This window comes from Paraburkholderia sp. J8-2 (assembly GCF_905220195.1).
Taxonomy (GTDB): domain Bacteria; phylum Pseudomonadota; class Gammaproteobacteria; order Burkholderiales; family Burkholderiaceae; genus Paraburkholderia.
This window is the reverse complement of record NZ_CAJMZA010000001.1, coordinates 328,345-348,984: the sequence shown is the minus strand read 5'-3', so window position 1 is coordinate 348,984 and position 20,640 is coordinate 328,345. Positions and strand designations below refer to the sequence as shown.

12 protein-coding genes are annotated in these 20,640 nt (G+C 66.4%); 11 read left to right on the top strand and 1 reads right to left on the bottom strand.

Annotation, left to right across the window (positions count from 1 at the left end):
- Positions 1-58: 58 nt before the first annotated feature.
- Positions 59-1,732: a S10 family serine carboxypeptidase-like protein gene (locus tag U5A52_RS01510; RefSeq protein WP_321909326.1), complete on the top strand. Its 1,674-nt coding sequence runs from the start codon at positions 59-61 to the stop codon at positions 1,730-1,732.
- 17 nt (positions 1,733-1,749) lie between these two features.
- Here U5A52_RS01510 and U5A52_RS01505 read toward each other — a convergent pair whose 3' ends face one another.
- On the bottom strand, positions 1,750-2,274 hold the full coding sequence (locus U5A52_RS01505; protein ID WP_321909324.1) for a nucleoside 2-deoxyribosyltransferase: 525 nt from the start codon (positions 2,272-2,274) through the stop codon (positions 1,750-1,752).
- Between the two features lie 308 nt (positions 2,275-2,582).
- Here U5A52_RS01505 and U5A52_RS01500 point away from each other — a divergent pair, with 308 nt between their 5' ends.
- The 10 genes from U5A52_RS01500 (at position 2,583) to recD (ending at position 20,571) form a co-directional block, all read left to right on the top strand.
- Positions 2,583-3,890: an MFS transporter gene (locus U5A52_RS01500; RefSeq protein WP_321909322.1), complete on the top strand. Its 1,308-nt coding sequence runs from the start codon at positions 2,583-2,585 to the stop codon at positions 3,888-3,890.
- Between the two features lie 193 nt (positions 3,891-4,083).
- A complete protein-coding gene (locus tag U5A52_RS01495) occupies positions 4,084-4,992 on the top strand; it encodes a transporter substrate-binding domain-containing protein (RefSeq protein WP_321909320.1) in 909 nt (302 codons plus the stop codon).
- 145 nt (positions 4,993-5,137) lie between these two features.
- The gene (locus tag U5A52_RS01490; protein ID WP_321933559.1) at positions 5,138-6,379 is read left to right on the top strand and encodes an NAD(P)/FAD-dependent oxidoreductase; all 1,242 of its coding nucleotides are present in this window, start codon (positions 5,138-5,140) and stop codon (positions 6,377-6,379) included.
- A gap of 103 nt (positions 6,380-6,482) precedes the next feature.
- On the top strand, positions 6,483-7,718 hold the full coding sequence (locus tag U5A52_RS01485; RefSeq protein WP_321933557.1) for an autotransporter strand-loop-strand O-heptosyltransferase: 1,236 nt from the start codon (positions 6,483-6,485) through the stop codon (positions 7,716-7,718).
- Positions 7,719-7,869: 151 nt separating this feature from the next.
- Positions 7,870-8,751: a sn-glycerol-3-phosphate ABC transporter permease UgpA gene (gene ugpA, locus U5A52_RS01480; RefSeq protein WP_321909313.1), complete on the top strand. Its 882-nt coding sequence runs from the start codon at positions 7,870-7,872 to the stop codon at positions 8,749-8,751.
- A 13-nt stretch (positions 8,752-8,764) separates the two neighbouring features.
- Complete coding sequence (ugpE, locus tag U5A52_RS01475; RefSeq protein WP_321933556.1) at positions 8,765-9,610, top strand: sn-glycerol-3-phosphate ABC transporter permease UgpE; 846 nt, start codon at positions 8,765-8,767, stop codon at positions 9,608-9,610.
- 25 nt (positions 9,611-9,635) lie between these two features.
- Positions 9,636-10,727 (top strand): sn-glycerol-3-phosphate import ATP-binding protein UgpC, encoded by a 1,092-nt coding sequence (locus U5A52_RS01470; RefSeq protein ID WP_321933554.1) that lies wholly within the window; start codon positions 9,636-9,638, stop codon positions 10,725-10,727.
- Positions 10,728-10,955: 228 nt separating this feature from the next.
- Complete coding sequence (recC, locus tag U5A52_RS01465) at positions 10,956-14,540, top strand: exodeoxyribonuclease V subunit gamma (protein WP_321933552.1); 3,585 nt, start codon at positions 10,956-10,958, stop codon at positions 14,538-14,540.
- Positions 14,537-18,373 carry an exodeoxyribonuclease V subunit beta gene (gene recB / locus U5A52_RS01460; RefSeq protein ID WP_321933550.1) on the top strand — a complete coding sequence of 1,279 codons (3,837 nt, stop codon included), beginning with the start codon at positions 14,537-14,539 and terminating at the stop codon, positions 18,371-18,373. The genes recC and recB overlap by 4 nt, the downstream gene beginning before the upstream one ends.
- The gene (recD, locus tag U5A52_RS01455) at positions 18,370-20,571 is read left to right on the top strand and encodes an exodeoxyribonuclease V subunit alpha (protein WP_321933548.1); all 2,202 of its coding nucleotides are present in this window, start codon (positions 18,370-18,372) and stop codon (positions 20,569-20,571) included. The genes recB and recD overlap by 4 nt, the downstream gene beginning before the upstream one ends.
- Positions 20,572-20,640: the final 69 nt, after the last annotated feature.

Here is a 20,640-nt window from a genome sequence, read left to right as displayed (position 1 = left end):
TGCCATTCGAAGCTGCATTCACGGTCTCAAACGCGAACACACAGAAAGTGGAGACGACATGAACGACGAAGCGCAGTCCACCAAGGGCAACGGCGGCGCTCAAGGGGCCAGCCCCGCGAGCGGCAACGGCAAGCATCGCTCCCAGGCCGACCAGCCGTGCTTCGATCCCACCGCTTACGGCAACGGTCCCGACGACTTCGTCACCGACGTGACCGAGAATGCCGCAATCACGCACCACGCCATTCAGATCGGCAAGGAAGTCATCGCCTATACGGCTACGGCCGGTCATCTCGTGACGGTCGATCCGAGCAGCTCGCAGCCCAATGCCAAGATGTTCTACGTGGCGTTCACGAAGGACGGCGTGCAGGCGCAGGACCGTCCCGTCACGTTCTTCTACAACGGCGGGCCGGGCTCGTCTTCCGTGTTCGTGCTGCTCGGCTCGTTCGCGCCCAAGCGCATCAAGACCTCGATGCCGGGCTTCACGCCGCCCGCGCCCTATACGCTCGAAGACAATCCGGACAGCCTGCTCGACAAGAGCGACCTCATCTTCATCAATCCGGTGGGCACGGGCTATTCGGCCGCGATCGCGCCGCATCACAATCGCGACTTCTGGGGCGTGGATCAGGACGCGGATTCGCTCAAGCAGTTCATCAAGCGCTACCTCTCGGCGAACGATCGCTGGAATTCGCCGAAGTTTCTTTATGGCGAATCGTATGGCACGGCGCGCAGTTGCGTGCTTGCCTACCGGCTGCACGAGGATGGCGTGGATCTGAACGGCATCACGCTGCAGTCGTCGATACTCGATTACACGCAAAGCGGCAATCCGGTGGGCGCGCTGCCCACGGCGGCCGCCGACGCCTGGTACCACAAGCGCCTTGGCGTGACGCCCGCACCGAAGGACCTGCAGGCGTTCGCCGCGCAGGTCGCGCAATTCGCGCGCACCGATTATCTGCAGGCGCTGTCGAAGTTTCCCGATCCCAGCGACAAGGGCATTCCGGCCACGCTGAAGACGCTGTCGCAATACACGGGCATCGACACGCAAACGCTGGAGTCGTGGAATCTCGACATCGCCTCGTACGACAGCCGCGGCAATTCGCTATTTCTCACCACGCTCATGAAGGACAAGGGCGTGGCGCTCGGCTCGTACGACGGCCGCGTGACTGCCATCGACACGGGCATTGCCGGCAATATCGACCCCAACTCGGGCGGCAACGATCCCACCATGACGGCGGTGAGCGGCGTGTATACGGCGATGTGGAACAGCTACCTGAACGAGCAGCTGAAGTTCCGCACGAACTCGTCGTTCACGGACCTGAACGATCAGGCATTCAAGAACTGGAACTTCGGCCATATCGATCCGACGGGCGCGCAAAAGGGCGTGGATGCACAGGGCAATATCGTGCTCTACACGGCCGGCGACCTGGCGGCGGTGATGGCGCTGAACCCGGATTTGCGCGTGCTTTCGGCGAACGGCTACTACGACTTCGTCACGCCGTTCTACCAGACCGTGATCGACTTGCAGAAGATGCCGCTCCTCGACCAGAAGGTGCGCGATAACCTGAGCGCACGCTTCTATCCGTCGGGGCACATGGTGTATCTCGACGCCGGCTCACGCACGGCGCTCAAGGCCGATCTCGCGAAGCTCTATCAGGTCGCCGTGACGGACCGCCCCGCGGTGGCGCGCATCCGCGCCCTCCAGCGCATGAGCACGATGAGCACCATGCATCATTGAGGCGGGGGCGTACGCTCTCAACGCGTGCGCCCTTGCGCCATGGCTTCGAGGCACGCGCGCGCGTCGCCCTGCACGAGGCGCGCCGCGCACGCGATCATCAGGTTCTTGGCGAGGCCGAAATCTTCCACCAGATAGCCGCGTTCGCACACGCGCCCCTGCGCGTCGGGCACCGAAGGCACGCGTTCGATGAGCGTGCCCTGGTCGGACGTGTAGGCCCAGACTTCCTTGCCTAGTGCTGTTGCATAGCCGATCTCGAAGGCGGTGCCGGAGTCGGGCTCGCCGGGGCCGCGAAAGTCGTTCACATTTGCCATCACGATATCGGCGGCGCGGATCGCTTCGACGTTCGCGCGATAGATCCACGCGGCGAGGCGCGGGCCGTCGAGGTCCGGCGGCACTTGCGCGTCGAGCGGATAGACGCCCTCGAAGCCATATTCCGCGCACGCAGAGACGAGGCGGGCGCCGTGCTCGAGCGCGTCGCGCCGGAAGACGTCGAAGCCGGCGAGATACACGCGCGGGCGGCGGGGCAGCGGGGTGGAAGTCATGGCGCGCGGTTCTCCATGCAAGCGGTTCGTCGAGAGCGAGTTCGACGATTCTAGCGCCAGGTCCCGGGGCAGCGGCGTTTCGGGCGTATTCCCGTTACTTACAAACAGTTGACAGTAATTGTTGCGTCTCGCTACGATGATGCGCTTTGCATGCTATCGTGCGGCGTTGCGCGCCGCGCAACTGCGCGCATCTTGTTGTGGGCGCAACGTATTGGGGACAAACCTCGGGGTTGAAACCCGGCCAATGCGCCCTCGTTTTCCTTGGCCCTTGCCGTTTGCGGCTTGGGCTTCGCACCATGTCGGAGACCATGAATACGATCGCCGGCGGCCAGTCGAAGGCCGCACTACACAATCTCGAAGCGGGCGCCTATTCCAAGGCGACGCTGCGCCTGTTGCCGTTTCTTTTCCTCTGCTATGTGGCCGCGTATCTCGACCGCGTCAACGTAGGCTTCGCCAAGCTGCAGATGCTGAGCGACCTGCAGTTCAGCGAAACCGTGTACGGTCTCGGCGCGGGCATTTTCTTTATCGGCTACTTCTTCTTCGAAGTCCCAAGCAATATTCTCATGCACCGCGTGGGCGCGCGCGTGTGGATCGCGCGCATCATGATTACGTGGGCCGTGCTTTCGGCGGCCACGCTGCTCGTGAAGACGCCCACGCAGTTCTATTTCGTGCGCTTCCTGCTGGGCGTGGCCGAGGCCGGCTTCTTCCCTGGCATCGTGCTCTATCTCACCTACTGGTTTCCGGCCGCGCGCCGCAGCCGCATGAACGCGCTCTTCATGATCGGCATTCCGATCGCGGGCGTGCTGGGCGGCCCGCTTTCGGGCTGGATTCTCTCGGCGTTCACCGGCACGAACGGCTGGGCGGGCTGGCAGTGGCTCTTCCTGATCGAAGCCGTGCCTTCGCTCGTGCTGGGCGTGATTACGCTCTTCTATCTGCCTAACGGCATTCGCGCGGCGAAGTGGCTCTCGGAAGACGAGAAGGCCGTGCTCGAGCGCAATATCGAGCAGGACCAGGCCGGCAAGGGCCACGCATCGATCGGCTCGGTGTTCGCCAACGGCCGCGTGTGGCTCATGGCCGTGATCTATTTCTGCTGCATGATGGGCCTTTACGGCATCAGCTTCTATCTGCCCACGCTCATCAAGGCGAGCGGCGTGAAGAGCGCGCTCGACGTGGGCCTGCTCACCGCCATTCCGTACGCGTGCGCGGTGTTCAGCATGCTGTTCGTGGCGAAGAGCGCCGACCGCACGGGCGAGCGCCGCTGGCACTTCGCCATCGCTTCGCTGGCTTCGGCACTCGGCCTGTATTTCAGCACTGTGTTCGGCAACAACGTGCCGCTCGCCATGCTCGCGCTCTCGGTGGGCGCGGCTGGCATGCTCGCCACGATGCCCGTGTTCTGGACCTGGCCGAGCGCGATTCTCGCGGGCGGTTCGGCCGCCGCCGCCATCGGCATGATCAACTCGATCGGCAATCTCGCGGGCTTCGTGAGCCCTTCGATCATCGGCTGGATGAAGGACGCGACGCAAAGCACGAATGCGGGCATGTACTGCGTTTCGGCGGCCATGGTGCTGGGCGCGGTGCTGGCGCTGCTGCAGCCGAAGAAGATCGTCAACGGCTGATGGCGTTTGCCCCGAAGATTGCGCAGCATTGAGCTAGAAAAGCAGCGGCAAGGTCCGCTGCTTTTTTTTCGTCGTCGGCTTAACATCTCGGGAAAGCCCTGGTATTTCCCACATGTTGCGCGATGATCGATTCTGACGACATATGTAGGCTTTGAACGCGCAAGACAACGATACGCGAGTAGAGGACCGACTGATGAACGCACTGAAGCTGCTGTCGCTGGCTTGCTGGTCCTTCGCGGCATGCATTGCGCTACTGCAGCCGGCGGCCGCCCAGGTTGCGCAGCCCACGCTCGACAAGATCCGCGCGGCAAACATCATCGCCGTTGGGTATCGCGAGACTTCGGTCCCGTTCTCTTACGTGATTGGCGACAACCAGGTGATCGGCTTTTCGCAGGACATCTGCAACAAGGTGATCGACGCGGTCAAGCTCAGGACGAAGCGTCCGAATTTGCAGGTGCATTTCATTCCCGTCACTTCGCAAAACCGCATTCCGCTCGTGCAGAACGGCACCGTGGATCTGGAGTGCGGCGTCACGACGAACCTGAAAGCGCGCGAGGCTCAAGTGAGCTTTTCCAATACGTTCTTCATTGCGACCACACGCCTGCTCACGCACAAGAATTCGGGCATTCACGACTTTCCCGATCTCGCGGGCAAGACGGTGCTCACGAACCAGGGCACGACGTCCGAGCGCATCCTGCGGCGCATGAACCTCGACAAGCAGATGAACATGCGCATCATCAGCGCGCGCGACTATGCCGAGGGGCGCGCCACGCTCGAGTCGGGGCGCGTCGTGGCCTACATGATGGACGACGTGCTGCTCGCCGGTACGCGCTCGCTCACGCAGAAGCCGTCCGAATGGGTGATCGTGGGTACGCCGCAATCGTTGGAGGCGTATGCGTTCATGATGCGCAACGGCGACCCCGAATTCCGGCAACTCGTGAACGACACGATGGCGGGGATCATGAAGAGCGGCGAAATCAACGCAATGTACGCGAAGTGGTTCGAGAAGCCGGTGCCGCCCAAAGGCGTGAATTTCGCGTTTCCGATGAGCGGGCAATTGCGTGCGCTCTATGCCGCGCCGAACGATCGCGCCTTCGACTAAGCGCCGCGTGCGTGTGCGAACCATGAGATGATCTCGTTCCTGGCGCGGCGCGCGGCGCGGATTCAAGTGCATGAATGAGTCCTGGCCGCCGATGCGCGCGATGAATCGATTAATAGGTAAAGAGCAGGATCAAGCGGGAGCGGACATGCAAGAAAACGGCAGCACAGTGGTGATCGTTGGGGCAGGGCATGCGGGCGGCAACGCCGCGGCGCTGCTGCGGCAATATGGATTCGACGGCCGCGTGGTGCTGGTCGGTGAAGAACCGGTGCCGCCCTATCACCGGCCGCCGCTCAGCAAGGCCTATTTGAAGGGCGAGGCCGACGTCGAGCGCTTGTGGCTCAAGCCGCGTGCGTTCTATGACGAGCAGCGCATCGAGCTGAAGCTCGGCGCAAGCGCGCAGTCGCTCGACCGCGCGAACCGCACGCTCACACTCGCCGACGGCAGCCACGTTCAATACGACAAGCTGATTCTCGCCACCGGCTCGACGCCGCGCGCGTTGACGGTGCCGGGCCACGATCTCGCGGGCGTGATCGCGCTGCGCTCGCTCGCGGACGCAGACGTGCTGCGCGAGCGCGTGAAGCCGGGCGAAAAGCTCGTGGTGATCGGCGCCGGTTATATCGGCCTCGAAGCGGCAGCGGCGGCGCGCCAGCTCGGCCACGAGGTCACCGTGCTCGAAGCGGCGCCGCGCGTGCTGGGCCGCGTGGCGGGCGAGACCGTTTCCGCGTTCTACGCGAACGAGCATCGCGCGCAGGGCGTCGAACTGCGCCTGAACGCGACGATCGAGGCGCTCGTGGGCGAGGGCGGCAAGCTCACCGGCGTGAAGCTGGCCGATGGCGAGATCGTGCCCGCCACGCTTGCGCTGGTCGGCATCGGCATTCTGCCGAACGAGGCGCTCGCGAAAGCGGCGGGCATTGTGTGCGCCAACGGCATCCAGGTGGACGACGACGCGCGCACGAGCGACCCCGACGTGTTCGCCATCGGCGATTGCGCGCACCGGCCGCTTGCGCACTATGGCCGCGCGGGGCGCCTGGAAAGCGTGCACAACGCGGTGGAGCAGGCGAAGCTCGCGGCCGCGGCGATCGTCGGCAAGCCGCGTCCCGCGTGCGACGCGCCATGGTTCTGGTCCGATCAGTACGACCTCAAGCTCCAGACGGTGGGCCTGCTCGAGGGCTATGACGAGGCCATCGTGCGCGGCGACCCCGTAGCGCGCCGCTTCGCGGTGTACTACCTCAAGGACCGCGCGCTGCTCGCGGTCGACGCCGTCAATTCGATGCCCGACTTTCTGTGCGGCAAGAAGCTCGTGGGCAAGGGCGTGAAGCTCGACCTCGACGCGCTGCGCGATCCGGCCACGGATATGGGCAAGTTTGCCGCTGCGGCGCTTGCCTGAGCCGCGCGTTCAACGATGAAGTCAGGGGGCGGCGACGTCCCCGTTATTTTCGCGATCGGGATACGCTGCGTCGGTTCAACCGTCCCAGCAGCCCGATCGCCCGATGCATCCCTCCACTCACCCCTCTCCAGGCGCCCAGCGCGGCCTCCAGTCCACCGCTTTCGCGCAGCCCGGCCCCCCCGCGCTGGCGGGCCCGGAAGGCATCCGCTACGACTTCAATTTCGGTTGCCGCGTGCAGGTGCCGAAAGACGGCTGGCGCGTGCGCATGCACGATCTCGACACGGCCAATGTGTTGTTCGACGAGGTGTTGCACGCGGGCGAGATCGCCGCGAGCCGCCGGAAATACTATGTGCGCTTCCTGCTGGAGGTATTCGACGGTCCGCGCTGCGTTTTTTCGCATGCCTTCGATGCTGCAGGGCGCCACGTGCGCGTGGAAGTCGGATCGGGCGCGATGGGCGATGCGATCGCCTGGATGCCGGCATTCGAGGTTTTTCGCGCGCGCCATGGGTGTGCGCTGACCGTGCGGATGGCGGCCCCGCTGCATGCGCTGTTCGAGGCGAGCTATCCCGCCATCGCGTTCACGGCTGCCGCTGCCGCCGATGATGAAACCGGCGAGCCCGTCTACGCGACTTACCGCGTCGGCGCGTACCGGCCGCTCTCCGACCGCGATCACCAGCCGACCGACCTGCGCGTAAGCAATTTGCAGGACTTCGCTTCGTACATGCTGGGCGTGCCGGCGCTCGAACGCCGCCCGCGCGTTTCCGTCGCGAGCCCCGAGCGTGTCATTGCCGGGCGCTATGTCTGCATCGCCACGCAAGCCTCTTCGCAGTGCAAATACTGGAACAACCCGCATGGTTGGCCGGCGCTCGTCGCGCACCTGTTGGCGCGCGGCTACCGGGTGCTGTGTATCGACCGCGACCGCGAATATGGCTTGCCCGGCGAACTGAACGTCATGCCCGAAGGCGCCGAGGATTTCACGGGCGCGCGAGCGTTGACGGAACGCGCGAGCCTGCTCGCCCGTGCCGACTTTTTCGTGGGCCTTGGCAGCGGCCTTTCATGGCTCGCGTGGGCCGTGGGCGTGCCGGTCGTGCTGATCAGCGGCTTCTCGCACCCGAAGGCGGAATTCCACACGCCGTGGCGCGTGATCAACTTTCACGCCTGCAATAGCTGCTACAACGACACGCGCTACGAGTCCGACGACACCGACTTCGGCTGGTGCCCGCGCCATGCGGGCGACGCGTTTCGCTACCAGTGTACGAAGGCTATTACGCCGGCGCACGTGATCGGCGTGGTGGACCGGCTCATCGCCACGCTCGGCACAACACATCGAGACGAATGAAGTCTCGAATCGCGCTTTGATCCGCACTGTCATGACTCTCGGCTAGAATGCGAACGCGGCGCCGCCCAGGAGGCGGCTCAATTCGATCAACAAGCCGCGCCAACTGGCGTTCGCGCCCAGCCGAACGCCGCCACTCGAGGAGAGTGACGCAATGGAACAACGCTCCCGCTTTGGGGCGAGCCTGCTGCCGTACCTGCTCGTCGGCCCGCAGCTTGCGGTGACCGTGATCTTTTTCCTGTGGCCGGCCGGGGTGGCGCTGCTGCAGTCCACCCAGGCCCAGGACGCCTTCGGCACGTCGTCGGTGTTCGTCGGCTTCGCCAACTTCACGCGGCTCCTGCACGATCCGCTCTATCTGGCCTCGGTCCAGACCACGCTCGTTTTTACGGCGCTCGTCACGTTCGGGGGCCTCGCCATTTCGCTGCTGCTGGCGGCCATGGCGCACCATGTGACGCGCGGCAAGCGCTTCTATCAAACGTTTCTCATCTGGCCGTATGCGGTCGCGCCCGTCATTGCAGCCGTGCTGTGGGGCTTTCTGTTCAACCCGAGCATCGGCCTCGTGACCTTCGCGCTCGCGCGCTTCGGCGTTACGTGGAATCACGCGCTCAACCCCGGCCAGGCCATGACGCTCGTTGTGATCGCATCGGTCTGGCAGCAGATCAGCTACAACTTTCTGTTCTTCTACGCGGGCCTGCAGTCGATTCCGCAATCGCTCTTCGAGGCGGCCGCCATCGACGGCGCGGGGCCCGTGCGGCGCTTCTTCGGCATTGCGTTTCCGCTGCTTTCGCCCACGAGTTTCTTTTTGCTCGTCGTGAACGTGGTCTACGCGCTCTTCGACACCTTCCCCGTGATCGACGCAGCAACCGGGGGCGGCCCGGGGCAGGCCACGCGCACGCTCGTGTACAAGATCTTCGACGAAGGCTTTCGCGGCCTCGACATCGGCAGTTCGGGCGCGCAGTCGGTCGTGCTGATGCTGATCGTCACGGCGCTCACGATCTTCCAGTTCCGCTTCATCGAACGACGCGTGCAGTACTAAGGGGTATGAGCTGATGGTCGAGAACCGCAAATACTTCAACCTGTTCTGCCACGTCATGCTGCTGCTCGGCGTGGCGGTGGTGGCCTTCCCCGTGTACGTGGCGTTTTGCGCCGCCACGATGAACGAGAAAGAAGTCTTCTCGGTGCCGCTCTCGCTCGTGCCGAGCACGCACCTGTTCGCGAACATGGCCACCGTGTGGAACGTGGGCACGGGCAGCGCCGCGAGCCCCTTCGGCGCGATGCTCCTGAACAGCGTCATCACGGCGCTCGTGATTTCAGTAGGCAAGATCGCCATTTCGATCATCTCGGCCTATGCGATCGTGTTCTTCCGCTTTCCGTTGCGGCGTCTCGCGTTCTGGCTGATCTTCGTGACGCTCATGCTGCCCGTGGAAGTGCGCATCTTCCCCACGGTGCAGGTTGCGGCCACGCTGCATCTCACGAACACCTACGCGGGCCTCACGCTGCCGCTCATCGCTTCGGCCACCGCCACGTTCCTGTTCCGCCAGTTCTTCCTCACGCTGCCCAACGAACTGATCGAGGCCGCGCGCATCGACGGCGCGGGTCCGCTGCGTTTCTTTTGGGACGTGGTGTTGCCGCTATCCAAAACGAACATCGCCTCGCTGTTCGTCATTACGTTTATTTTCGGCTGGAACCAGTATCTGTGGCCGATCCTCATGTCGAGCACGGCCTCGATGACGACCGCCGTGGTGGGCATCAAGAGCATGATTTCGAGCGGCGACGCGGCCACGCAATGGCATCTCGTGATGTGCGCGACGATGATCGCCATGCTGCCGCCGCTCGTGGTGGTGCTGGCCATGCAGCGCTGGTTCGTGCGCGGCCTCGTGGATGTGGAGAAATAAGCATGAATGCAATTCGGGAGACGGCATGGCGGCATTGAGCATACGGGGCGTCACGAAGTCATACGACGGCGCGCAACAGGTGTTGCACGGCATCGACGTGCAGGTGGCGGACGGCGAATTCATGGTGCTCGTCGGCCCGTCGGGCTGCGGGAAGTCGACGCTGCTGCGCATGGTGGCGGGGCTGGAGACCATCACGTCGGGCGAGATCACCATCGGCGAGAAGGTGGTCAATCGCGTGGAGCCCAAGGATCGCGACATTGCGATGGTGTTCCAGAACTACGCGCTTTATCCGCACATGACGGTTGCGCGCAACATGGGCTACAGCCTCAAGTTGCAGGGGCTCGACCGCGCAGCGATTGATGCGCGCGTGGCGGCGGCCGCTGAAATCCTGGAACTGGGCAAGCTGCTGGAGCGCAAGCCGCGCGAGCTTTCGGGCGGGCAGCGCCAGCGCGTGGCGATGGGCCGCGCGATCGTGCGCGAGCCTTCGGTGTTTCTGTTCGACGAGCCGCTCTCGAACCTCGACGCGAAGCTGCGCGTGCAGATGCGCCTTGAAATCCAGCGTCTGCATGCGCGTCTGCGCACGACGAGCCTTTATGTCACGCACGACCAGATCGAGGCGATGACGCTCGCGCAGCGCGTGATGGTGCTCAACGGCGGGCGCGCGGAGCAGATCGGCACGCCCAGCGAAGTGTACGACCGGCCCGCTTCGATGTTCGTGGCGAGCTTCATCGGCTCGCCGGCCATGAACCTGCTGCGCGGGCGCGTGAGCGACGACGGCCAGCGCTTCGAAATCGAGGGCAACGGGCCGCATCTGCCGCTTGGCGATGCGCCGGCCTGGCTGCCGAAGGGCGCGGAATGCGTGCTGGGCGTGCGGCCCGAGCATATGCATGCGCGCGGCGCCAACGAGCCGGTCACGCTCGAAGTCGAGACCTGCGAATTGCTCGGCGCGGACAACCTCGCGCACGGCCGCTGGGGCAGCGCCGATGTGGTGGTGCGCCTGCCGCACGAAACGCGGCCCACGCCCGGCGAGCGGCTGGCGGTGCACTTGCCGCCGGCGCGCCTGCATTTCTTCGATCCGGCTACGGGTAAGCGCCTGGGCCCGGCCGCGACGGCCTGACGAGGCTGGCACCCAAACCGCGGCCTGCGCGCGAATGCGCCGCTCGCCGCGGTCCCGATTGTCGTAAACTGTCGCATCACGCGGGCGCAATGCCGCCTGCGCAATTCGTATCGGTAAGTACCGGCACCCAACACGAACTGGCGACATGGCCGCAATCCCTTTTCTCCGCTTTCTCGCCCAGCCTGCCCAACGCGTGCCCAATGTGCGCCACGCGCGCCGGAGCCTCGCTTGAGCGCGCGCGAACTGCCCACGGGGCTGATGCTCGTTCATGGCAATCAGCCCGAGCGCATGCGCGACCTGATCGTGCACTGGATCGGCCAGAACCCGGTCGCGCCGCTCGAAAAAGAAATGTTCCTCGTGCAGAGCAACGGCATCGCGCAGTGGCTCAAGCTCGCGTTCGCCGCCGACCCTGAGGAGGGCGGTTGCGGTATCGCGGCGGCGTTCGAAATGTCGCTGCCGTCGCGCTTCCTGTGGCAGGTGTATCGCGCGGTGCTCGGCAACGACGCGGTGCCCGCGGTCTCGCCGTTCGACAAGTCGCGCCTCGTATGGCGTCTCATGCGCATGCTGCCGGCGCTGCTCGACGAGCCTGGTTATGAGCCGCTCAAACGCTTCATGGCCAACGACGAGGACCAGCGCAAGTGCTTCCAGCTCGCGCAGCGCGTGGCGGATTTGCTCGACCAGTACCAGGTCTATCGCGCGGACTGGCTCGCTGCGTGGGCCGCGAACGAGGACGTGCTGATCGATGCGCGCAACGTGCGCACGCCGCTGCCCGAGGAGGCGCGCTGGCAGGCGGCGCTCTGGCGCGCGCTGCTCGCGGACGTGAGCGCGCAGGCGCCGGACGGCATCGGCCTGCGCGACACGGGCCGTGCCGCCGTGCACGAGGCGTTCATGGCGCGCGCGCAGTCGTGGCAGGAGGGCGACGCGCGGCCGAAGGGGCTGCCGCGCCGCCTCGTCGTATTCGGCATTTCGAGCCTCGCGCGCCAGTCGGTCGAAGTGCTCGCGGCGCTCGCGCGCTGGAGCCAGGTGCTGATGTGCGTGCACAACCCCTGCATGCACTACTGGGCCGACATCGTCGCCGACCAGGACCTGCTGCGCGCGCGCCACGCACGCCAGCGCCGCCGCGCGGGCGCGCCGGACCAGCTCGACGAGGCGCAGCTGCATCTGCATTCGCAGCCGCTGCTCGCGGCGTGGGGCAAACAGGGGCGCGATTTCATCGGCCTGCTCGACGAATACGATAGCGACGAAGCGCGCGAGACCTACACGCCGCATTTCACGCGCATTGGCCAGCGTATCGATCTGTTCGACGGCGAAGACGCGCTCACGTTGCTCTCGCAGTTGCAGGACGACATTCGCGATCTGCGTCCGCTTGGCGAGACGCGCGAGCACTGGGAGCCTGTCGACGTACAGGAGGACGAATCAATTCGCTTTCACGTTGCGCATAGCGCGCAACGCGAAGTGGAGATTCTGCACGATCGCCTGCTAGCCGCGTTTGCGGCGGACCCGACGCTGCGGCCGCGCGACGTGATCGTGATGGTGCCCGACATCGAGGTCTACGCGCCGCATATTCAGGCCGTGTTCGGCCTGCTCGACGGCAACGACCCGCGCAGTATCCCGTTCAGCGTGGCCGACCGCGCGCAGCGCGCGTTCGACCCGCTCATCGGCGCGCTGGAAATGCTGCTGTCGCTGCCGTACTCGCGCGTGACGGTGAGCGACGTGCTCGACCTGCTCGAAGTGCCGGCCGTACGCGCACGCTTTGGCATCGATGTCGAAGACGTGCCGACGTTGCGCAACTGGATCGACGGCGCAAATATCCGCTGGGGACTGCACGCGGGCCAGCGCGCGAGCCTCGGGCTGCCCCAGGCCGACGAACTGAACGCGCCCAATAGCTGGGCGTTCGGCTTGCGGCGCATGCTGCTGGGCTACGCCGCGGGCGAGCGCGCGGGAGCATGGCGCGACATCGAGCCGTATAGCGAAATCGGCGGCCTGGACGCCGCGTTGCTGGGCCCGCTCACGCGCCTCGTGGATGCGCTCGATCACGCATGGCGCACGCTGCGCGAGCCGGCCACGGTGGACGCGTGGTGCGAACGTCTGCGCGACTTGAAGGCGGCCTTTTTCGCGGCCCAGGACGAAGACGCCTACACACTCGACCGCCTCGACGGCGCGCTCGAAACGTGGCGCGAAGCCTGCGACGAAGCCGCGCTCACGCAGGCGTTGCCGCTTGCCATCGTCGCGGAGAACTGGCTCGCGGCGCTCGAAGGCGGCGGCCTCTCGCAGCGCTTCTTCGCGGGCGCGGTGACGTTCGCCACGCTCATGCCGATGCGGGCCATTCCGTTCCGCCGCGTGTGCCTGCTCGGCATGAACGACGGCGACTATCCGCGCAGCCGCACGCCGCTCGACTTCGACCTCATGCGCCGCGACTACCGCCCGGGCGACCGCTCGCGCCGCGAAGACGACCGTTATCTGTTCCTCGAGGCGCTGCTCTCGGCGCGCGACCATCTGCACGTTTCGTGGATCGGCCGCAGCGTGACCGACAACACGCCGCGCCCGCCTTCGGTGCTGGTGGGGCAGTTGCGCGATCATCTGAAGGCCGGCTGGCGGCTCGAAGGCGAGGAAGATGCCGATGGGGACGCGCTGCTCGAAGCGTTGACCATTGAGCATCGCTTGCAGCCATTCAGCCCCGACTATTTTCCGCCGCGCCCGGAAGAGGCCACGCTCTACACCTATGCGCACGAGTGGGCCAAGCCCGCTGACGCGCGGCCCGCAGCCGAAGCCAGCGCTCAAGTGCTCGCGCCCGCCGAACGCGACGAGCCGCTTTCGATTCGCGAGCTTGGCGAATTTCTGCGCGAGCCGGTGCGCAGCTTCTTCCGGCAGCGTCTGCGCGTGGCCTTCGAAAGCGAAGACGCCGCGAGCGAGAATCACGAGCCCTTCGAGGTGGATGCGTTGCAGGCGTGGCAGTTGCAAAACGAGCTGATCCGCGCGCAGGTCAAGGCGATGGAGCGCGGCGAAGACGATCTCGAACCGGCCGCGCTTGCGCGCCTCGAGCGCATGCACCGCAGTGGCGATCTTGCGACGGGCGGCTTTGGCGAAGTGATCGGCGAAGAACTGCTTGCGCCCATGCCCGAGCTGTTCGCCGAATATCGCAAGGCGCTCGCGCGCTGGCCCGAGCCGCTCGAGCATCAATACGAAATTCGTCTCGATGCGATGCTGGAAGGCCGCACCGTTTCGCTAGACGACTGGCTCGGCGATTTGCGCGCGGGCCCGGAAGGCGCGCTTGGCCGCGTGATTCTGGAGCCGGGCACGCTCGTGAAAGACAGCCGCTATCGAAGCGATCGTCTCGTGCCTTATTGGGTTGCGCACGTCGCTGCACAAATCGCGGCCGGACCGGTGACCACAGTGATCGTGAGCAAGGTGGGCGTGGCGGAGTTCGCGCCGCTCGATGCGCAGGTGGCGCGCGCCTATCTGCTGGCATTGCTTGCCGCATGGGACGACGGCGCACGACGGCCGTTGCCGCTCGCGGTGAAGACCGCGTTTGCGTGGCTGCGCAAGTTGCCGGACAGCTTCGACGGCGCGCGCGCCACGGTGCCGGCCGAAGCGTGGGAAGCCGCGTGCGCGGCATATGAGGGCAATGGACGCACGCCCGGCGAGCGCGAGACGAATCCGTATCTGCGCCGCGCCTTCCCCGATTTCGAGGCGCTTGCCGCCCACGACGATTTCATCACGCTCGCCACGACGCTGTTGCTGCCGGTGAGCCGCGCGCCGCTCGCGTCGTCGCGTGCGAAGCGAGCCTCGAGCGAGGCAGGAGAAACGGCATGAATCCGCTCGGGACCATGAACGCACACGTACTGGAGCCGCTGCGCTTCCCGCTTTACGGCAGCCGCTTGATCGAGGCGAGCGCGGGCACGGGCAAGACCTTCACGATTGCCATGCTGTACGTGCGGCTCGTGCTCGGTCACGGCGCGCTCAATGCGGCAAGCGGCGAAGCGGGTGCCGATGACGAGGTGCGCACGGCAGGCCGCGCGCTCACGCCGCCAGAGATTCTCGTGGTGACGTTTACCGACGCGGCGACGAAGGAACTGCGCGAGCGTATTCGCGCGCGCCTCATCGAAGCGGCCGAGTGCTTTCGCGTGGAGCCGGAAGACGTGCCCGAGCGCGAGCCCGGCGTCGACCTGCTGCACGACTTGCGCAAAGACTACGCGCCGGAGCAGTGGCCGGCCTGCGCGCGGCGCCTGCAACTCGCGGCCGAATGGATGGACGAGGCTGCCGTCTCGACGATCCACGGCTGGTGCAACCGCATGCTCAGCGAGCACGCGTTCGACAGCGACAGCCTCTTTTCGCAGACGCTCGAAACCGACCAGACGGAATTGCGCGCCGAAGTCGTGCGCGACTACTGGCGCACCTTCATGGCGCCGCTCGACGCGGCGAGCGCCGCCGAAGTGAGAGCATGGTTCGCGAGTCCGGACGAATTGCACAACGCAATACGCGGGCTGCTTCCTCACGCCGATCTTTTACCGGAGGCAAGCGACCCAGGCGCTGCGCTCGCAGACGCCCGCAAGCGCGCGCGCGACGAACTCGAAACGCTGAAGGCGCCGTGGCCCGTCTGGATCGACGAGGTCGAGGCGCTGCTGAACGCGGCGCGCGCGGCGAAACAGTTCGACGCCAGAAAGCTGAATTCGAAGCACAGCGAAACGTGGATCGGCAAGCTGCGCGACTGGGCCAACGATCCCGAATCCGCGCACCCGGGCTTCGACGACAAGGCGGCCGTGTGGACGCGCCTCACGCCCGACGGCCTCGCCGAAATCTGGGTGAAGGGGGAACCGCCGGACCATGCGGCCTTCGTGGCGATGCAAACGTTGCGCGAGTCGCTGGCCGCGCCGCCCGAGGCGAAGCAGGACCTGCTGTGCCACGCGGCACGCTGGGTGGCGCGCCGCTTCGAGGAGGAAGAAGCGCGCCGCTCGCAAATGGGCTTCGACGATCTGCTCACGCGGCTGCGCGCGGCACTGCAGCGCGAGAACGGTGTGCGCCTCGCGGAAATCATCCGCAAGCAGTACCCCGTCGCGCTGATCGACGAGTTTCAGGACACGGACCCGGTCCAGTACCAGATCTTCGATTCTGTCTACCGTATCGCCGAGAATGACACCGAAACAGCTATCGTTCTGATCGGCGACCCGAAGCAGGCGATCTATGCGTTTCGCGGCGCGGACATCTACACCTACCTGCGCGCGCGTCGTGCCTGCGAAGGGCGGCTCTATACGCTCAAGAAGAATTTCCGCTCCACGCGCGCGATGGTCGAGGCGGTGAACCGCTGTTTCGAGGCGGCGGAATCGCGGCCCGAGGGCAGCGGTGCGTTTTTGTTTCGCAGCCCTGATGGACGCGAGAACGCGTTGCCGTTCGTCGCCGCCGATGCGCATGGACGTGCCGAGAAGCTGGTCGCTGCCGGCGCGGCGCTGCCCGCGCTCAACGTCTTCTGGATGCCGCCTGCCGCGGAGGGCAAGCCGCTCAGCAAGGGCGCGTATCTCGCGGGCATGGCGGGGAGCTGCGCGACCGAGATGGTGCGCCTGCTCAACCTCGGTCAGGAACATGCAGCGGGCTTCTCGGGCGAACACGGCATGCGGCCGTTGCAGCCCGCCGACATGGCCGTGCTCGTCAACAACCGCAGCGAGGCGCAGGCGATACGCGAAGCGCTGGCCGAGCGCGGCGTGCGCAGCGTCTATCTCTCGGATCGCGATTCGGTCTACCAGACGCCGCAGGCGGAAGAGCTGCGCTATTGGCTGGCGGCCTGCGCCGAGCCCGACGACGGCCGCCTCGTGCGCACGGCGCTCGCTACGCCCACGCTGGGGCTCGAATGGGCCGAACTCGACCGGCTCGGGCACGACGAGATCGCGTGGGAGTCGCGCGTGCTGCAGTTCCGCGAGTACCGCGAATGCTGGCGCAGGAAGGGCGTGCTGCCGATGTTGCGCCGCCTCTTCAACGATTTCCATGTGCCGCAGCGCTTGCTTGGCGACGCGGCTGGCGCAGGACTCAACGGCGAGCGCGCGCTCACGAACCTGCTGCATCTCGCCGAACTGCTGCAACAGGCGAGCACGCAGCTCGATGGCGAACACGCGTTGATCCGCTATCTCGACGAGCAGCGCGAAGACGAAAGCGCAGGCGGCGGGGGCGACGCACGCCAGTTGCGTCTGGAGAGCGACGCGGGGCTCGTGCAGGTGGTCACGATTCACAAGTCGAAGGGTCTCGAATACCCGCTCGTGTTTTTGCCGTTCGCGTGCGCGCACCGCGCCGTCAAGCCGGACGACGTGCCGTTCAAGTGGCACGACGACGCAGGCGAACTGCGCGTGACGCTCGAGGCCGACCCGCGCGTGCTGAGTCAGGCCGATCGCGAACGCCTCGGCGAAGATCTGCGCAAACTCTACGTCGCGCTGACGCGCGCGCGTTACGCGACGTGGGTCGGCTATGGACCGGTGCAGGGCGTCGAGGCGAGTGCATTCGGTTATCTCATGGGGGGCGGCGCGGCGATTCCTGCTGAGGAAACCGAAGCATTGCTCGACGCGTTGCGCGGACCGTGCGCGGATATCGCCGTGGCGAGCGCTCCCGAAGCGCGTCGCGACGTGCTCGCGCTGCGCGACACCGGCGCCGTGCGCGGCGAGGCGCGCACGCTTGGCTCACGCGAGCGCGAACGCTGGTGGATCGCGAGCTATTCGAGCCTGAAGACGGTCGAAACGTCGATCGGGTCGGGCGTTCCCGTCGAAGCGGACGACGCGCGCGGCGCGCCCGACACGCGCAGCGAGGACGTGTTCCTCGAACTGCTCGATGCGAGCGTGCCACCCGAGGACGACGAAGCGCTCGCGAGCGCGGGGCAAACGCTCGTCGCCCCCGCGCTCGCGCCGATGCACGGCTTCGAGCGCGGCGCGGACGCGGGCACCTTCCTGCACGAACTGATGGAGTGGGCGGCCAACGAAGGCTTCGCCGAAATCGCGCAAGACGAAGCGCGCGTGCGCGACATGGTGGCGCGCCGTTGCAGCGTGCGCGGCTGGTCGCACTGGATCGAAACGCTTACGGCGTGGATGCTGGAACTCGTGCGCACGCCGCTGCGCCTGCCCGATATCGAAGGCGAGCGCGTGTCGAGCGTGGCGTTCGCGCAGTTCGCGCCCGGTGCGTACATGGCCGAACTGGAGTTCTGGGTCACGGCCCATGCCGTGGATACGCTGGCAATCGATGCGCTCGTCACCGAATTCACGCTGGACGGCGAGGCGCGCCCCGCGCTCGACGCTGCCACGCTCAACGGCATGCTCAAGGGCTTCATGGATCTCGTGTTCGAACACGAAGGCCGCTACTACGTGGCCGACTACAAGTCGAACTGGCTCGGTCCCGACGATGCTTCCTATACGAGCGCGAAAATGCGCGCGCAGATTCTCCACTCGCGTTACGAGCTGCAATACGTGCTCTATTTGTTCGCGCTGCACCGGCTGCTCAAGGCGCGCTTGCCCGATTACGACTACGACCGCCACGTGGGCGGGGCCGTGTATCTGTTCCTGCGTGGCGGCCGCGCGCCGGGGCAGGGGCTGCATTGCGAACGGCCGCCGCGTGAGTTGATCGAACGACTCGACGCGCTCTTCGCGCGTCGCAACGCGCTGGAGGACGTGGCATGACGAGGCGCCGCACCAAAGGGCAGGACGGCCTCACCGGCGATCTGTTCGAGAATCTGGACATGCCGGAGATCGAGCCGCAACCGGGGCGGGGCGCCGCGCGCGAAACGGCCGTGCACATGCTCGGTGTGCTCGACAACTGGGTGGAGCGCGGATGGCTGCGTACGCTCGATGCCGCATTCGCGCGCTTTCTGTGGACCGAAGCGCCGCACAGCGAGCCGTTGTTGCTGCTCGCGGCCGCGCTGGCGAGCCATCAGCTCGGGCGCGGTCATGTGTGTCTCGACCTGAAGGCCACGCTGGAAGACCCCGCGTTCGCGCTTTCCCTGCCACCCGATGGACCGCAGGTGCTGGGCGCGGTGCCGGCGCAGCCGCCTGCCGAAGTGCTCGCGGGCGTCACGCTCGCGCAATGGCGCGCGGCGCTCGCCGCGCCCGATCTGGTGAGCGAAGAGACCGCGGCTACCGACATTGCGCAAGGCAACGCGCCGCTCGTGCTCGTGGGCACGCGGCTTTATTTGCGGCGCTACTGGCAATACGAGCAGGACGTGCGCGAGGGGATCGAGCGCCGGCTTGGCCGCGCCGCACGGCTCGAAGCCGCGCTGCCGCTCGACGTCGCGCGCGCGGCGCTCGACGCGCTGTTGGCGCCGCGCAGCGGCGAGACACGCGCCGCCGACTGGCAAAAGCTCGCCTGCGCGCTCGCCGCGCGCAGCGCGTTCAGTATCGTCACAGGCGGCCCGGGCACGGGCAAAACGACTACGGTCGTGAGATTGTTGGCACTCCTGCAAACACTCGCGCTGGGCCGTGCGGCGCAGGGAACGCCTGCCGCGCGGCCTTTGCGCATCCGGCTCGCCGCGCCCACCGGCAAGGCCGCGGCACGTTTGAACGAATCGATTGCGGGCGCCGTGGAGCGGCTGCCGTTCGACGCGCTGCAGGTGCATGTCGATGCTGAGGCGCTGCGCAAAGCGATTCCGACCGTCGTGACCACGCTGCATCGCGTGCTCGGCACGCGGCCCGGCAGCCGACGCTTTCGCCACGACGCAGCGAACCCGCTGCCTGTCGATGTACTCGTGATCGACGAAGCCTCGATGGTGGACCTCGAAATGATGGCCGCCGTGCTCGACGCGCTGCCGCCCACCGCGCGGCTCATCCTGCTTGGCGACAAGGATCAGCTCGCGTCGGTCGAAGCGGGCGCGGTGCTCGGCGAACTGTGCGATCGGGCGCGTGAAGGCCATTACACGCAGGCGTCGCGCGCGTGGCTCGAAGCGGCCACCGGCGAGCGCATCGATGCCGCCATGCTCGACGCGCACGGCCTGCCGCTCGACCAGGCCATTGCGATGCTGCGCGAGAGCCATCGTTTTGCATCGGAAAGCGGTATCGGCGCGCTGGCCGAACTCGTCAACACCGGCGACGCCGTGGGTGTCGCGAAGATCTGGTCACGCGGCTACGAGGATCTCGCGCGGCTCGTGTGTCCCGCCGACGATGACGGCCCGTTGCGCGCGCTGATCGTCGATGGCCGCGTGGGCGAGCAAAGCGCCGCCCAGCGCCAGGGCTACCGGCACTACCTGGAAACGATGCGAACGACCCGGCCCGAACCCGGCCCCACGACCGATGCGCTGTCCACCTGGGCCGCGCGCGTGCTCAAGGCGCACGGCGCGTTCCAACTGCTGTGCGCGCTGCGGCGCGGTCCGTGGGGCGTCGAAGGCCTGAACCGGCGCGTCGCGCGCCTGCTGCAGGAAGAAGGACTCATCGAACCGCACGGCGACTGGTATGCGGGCCGGCCCGTGCTCGTCATGCACAACGACTACGAGCTTGGGCTCATGAACGGCGATATCGGCATCGCGCTGGCGTTGCCCGTTGCGGCAGGCGAGCCGCCCGTGTTGCGCGTGGCGTTCCCGGCGGGCGACGGCTCGGGCGGCGTGAAGTGGGTGTCGCCGAGCCGCCTGCAGGGCGTGGAAACCGTGTTCGCGCTCACCGTCCACAAATCGCAGGGCTCGGAATTCACGCACGCCGCGCTCGTGCTGCCCGATACGTACAGTCCCATTCTCACGCGCGAACTCGTCTATACCGGCATCACGCGTGCGCGGTCGTTTCTTACGCTGGCTGTGCCCGAGGGCCGTTCCGTGCTCGATCGCGCGGTGCTCGCCAAGGTGCAGCGCGCAAGCGGCCTCATGGCAGGGCTCGCGCGCGACGCGCAGGGCGCGTGAGCGGATGGCAAAAAAGCCGAGGGCCGCTTATGGCGGCCCTCGGCTTGTGCTGCATCTCGCTCGCGTGGA

Bases quoted from the DNA above. Each gene is read 5' to 3' on its own strand.
- U5A52_RS01510 (WP_321909326.1), top strand. From the start codon at position 59: ATGAACGACGAAGCGCAGTCCACCAAGGGCAACGGCGGCGCTCAAGGG.
- U5A52_RS01505 (WP_321909324.1), bottom strand. From the start codon at position 2,274: ATGACTTCCACCCCGCTGCCCCGCCGCCCGCGCGTGTATCTCGCCGGC.
- U5A52_RS01500 (WP_321909322.1), top strand. From the start codon at position 2,583: ATGAATACGATCGCCGGCGGCCAGTCGAAGGCCGCACTACACAATCTC.
- U5A52_RS01495 (WP_321909320.1), top strand. From the start codon at position 4,084: ATGAACGCACTGAAGCTGCTGTCGCTGGCTTGCTGGTCCTTCGCGGCA.
- U5A52_RS01490 (WP_321933559.1), top strand. From the start codon at position 5,138: ATGCAAGAAAACGGCAGCACAGTGGTGATCGTTGGGGCAGGGCATGCG.
- U5A52_RS01485 (WP_321933557.1), top strand. From the start codon at position 6,483: ATGCATCCCTCCACTCACCCCTCTCCAGGCGCCCAGCGCGGCCTCCAG.
- ugpA (WP_321909313.1), top strand. From the start codon at position 7,870: ATGGAACAACGCTCCCGCTTTGGGGCGAGCCTGCTGCCGTACCTGCTC.
- ugpE (WP_321933556.1), top strand. From the start codon at position 8,765: ATGGTCGAGAACCGCAAATACTTCAACCTGTTCTGCCACGTCATGCTG.
- U5A52_RS01470 (WP_321933554.1), top strand. From the start codon at position 9,636: ATGGCGGCATTGAGCATACGGGGCGTCACGAAGTCATACGACGGCGCG.
- recB (WP_321933550.1), top strand. From the start codon at position 14,537: ATGAATCCGCTCGGGACCATGAACGCACACGTACTGGAGCCGCTGCGC.
- recD (WP_321933548.1), top strand. From the start codon at position 18,370: ATGACGAGGCGCCGCACCAAAGGGCAGGACGGCCTCACCGGCGATCTG.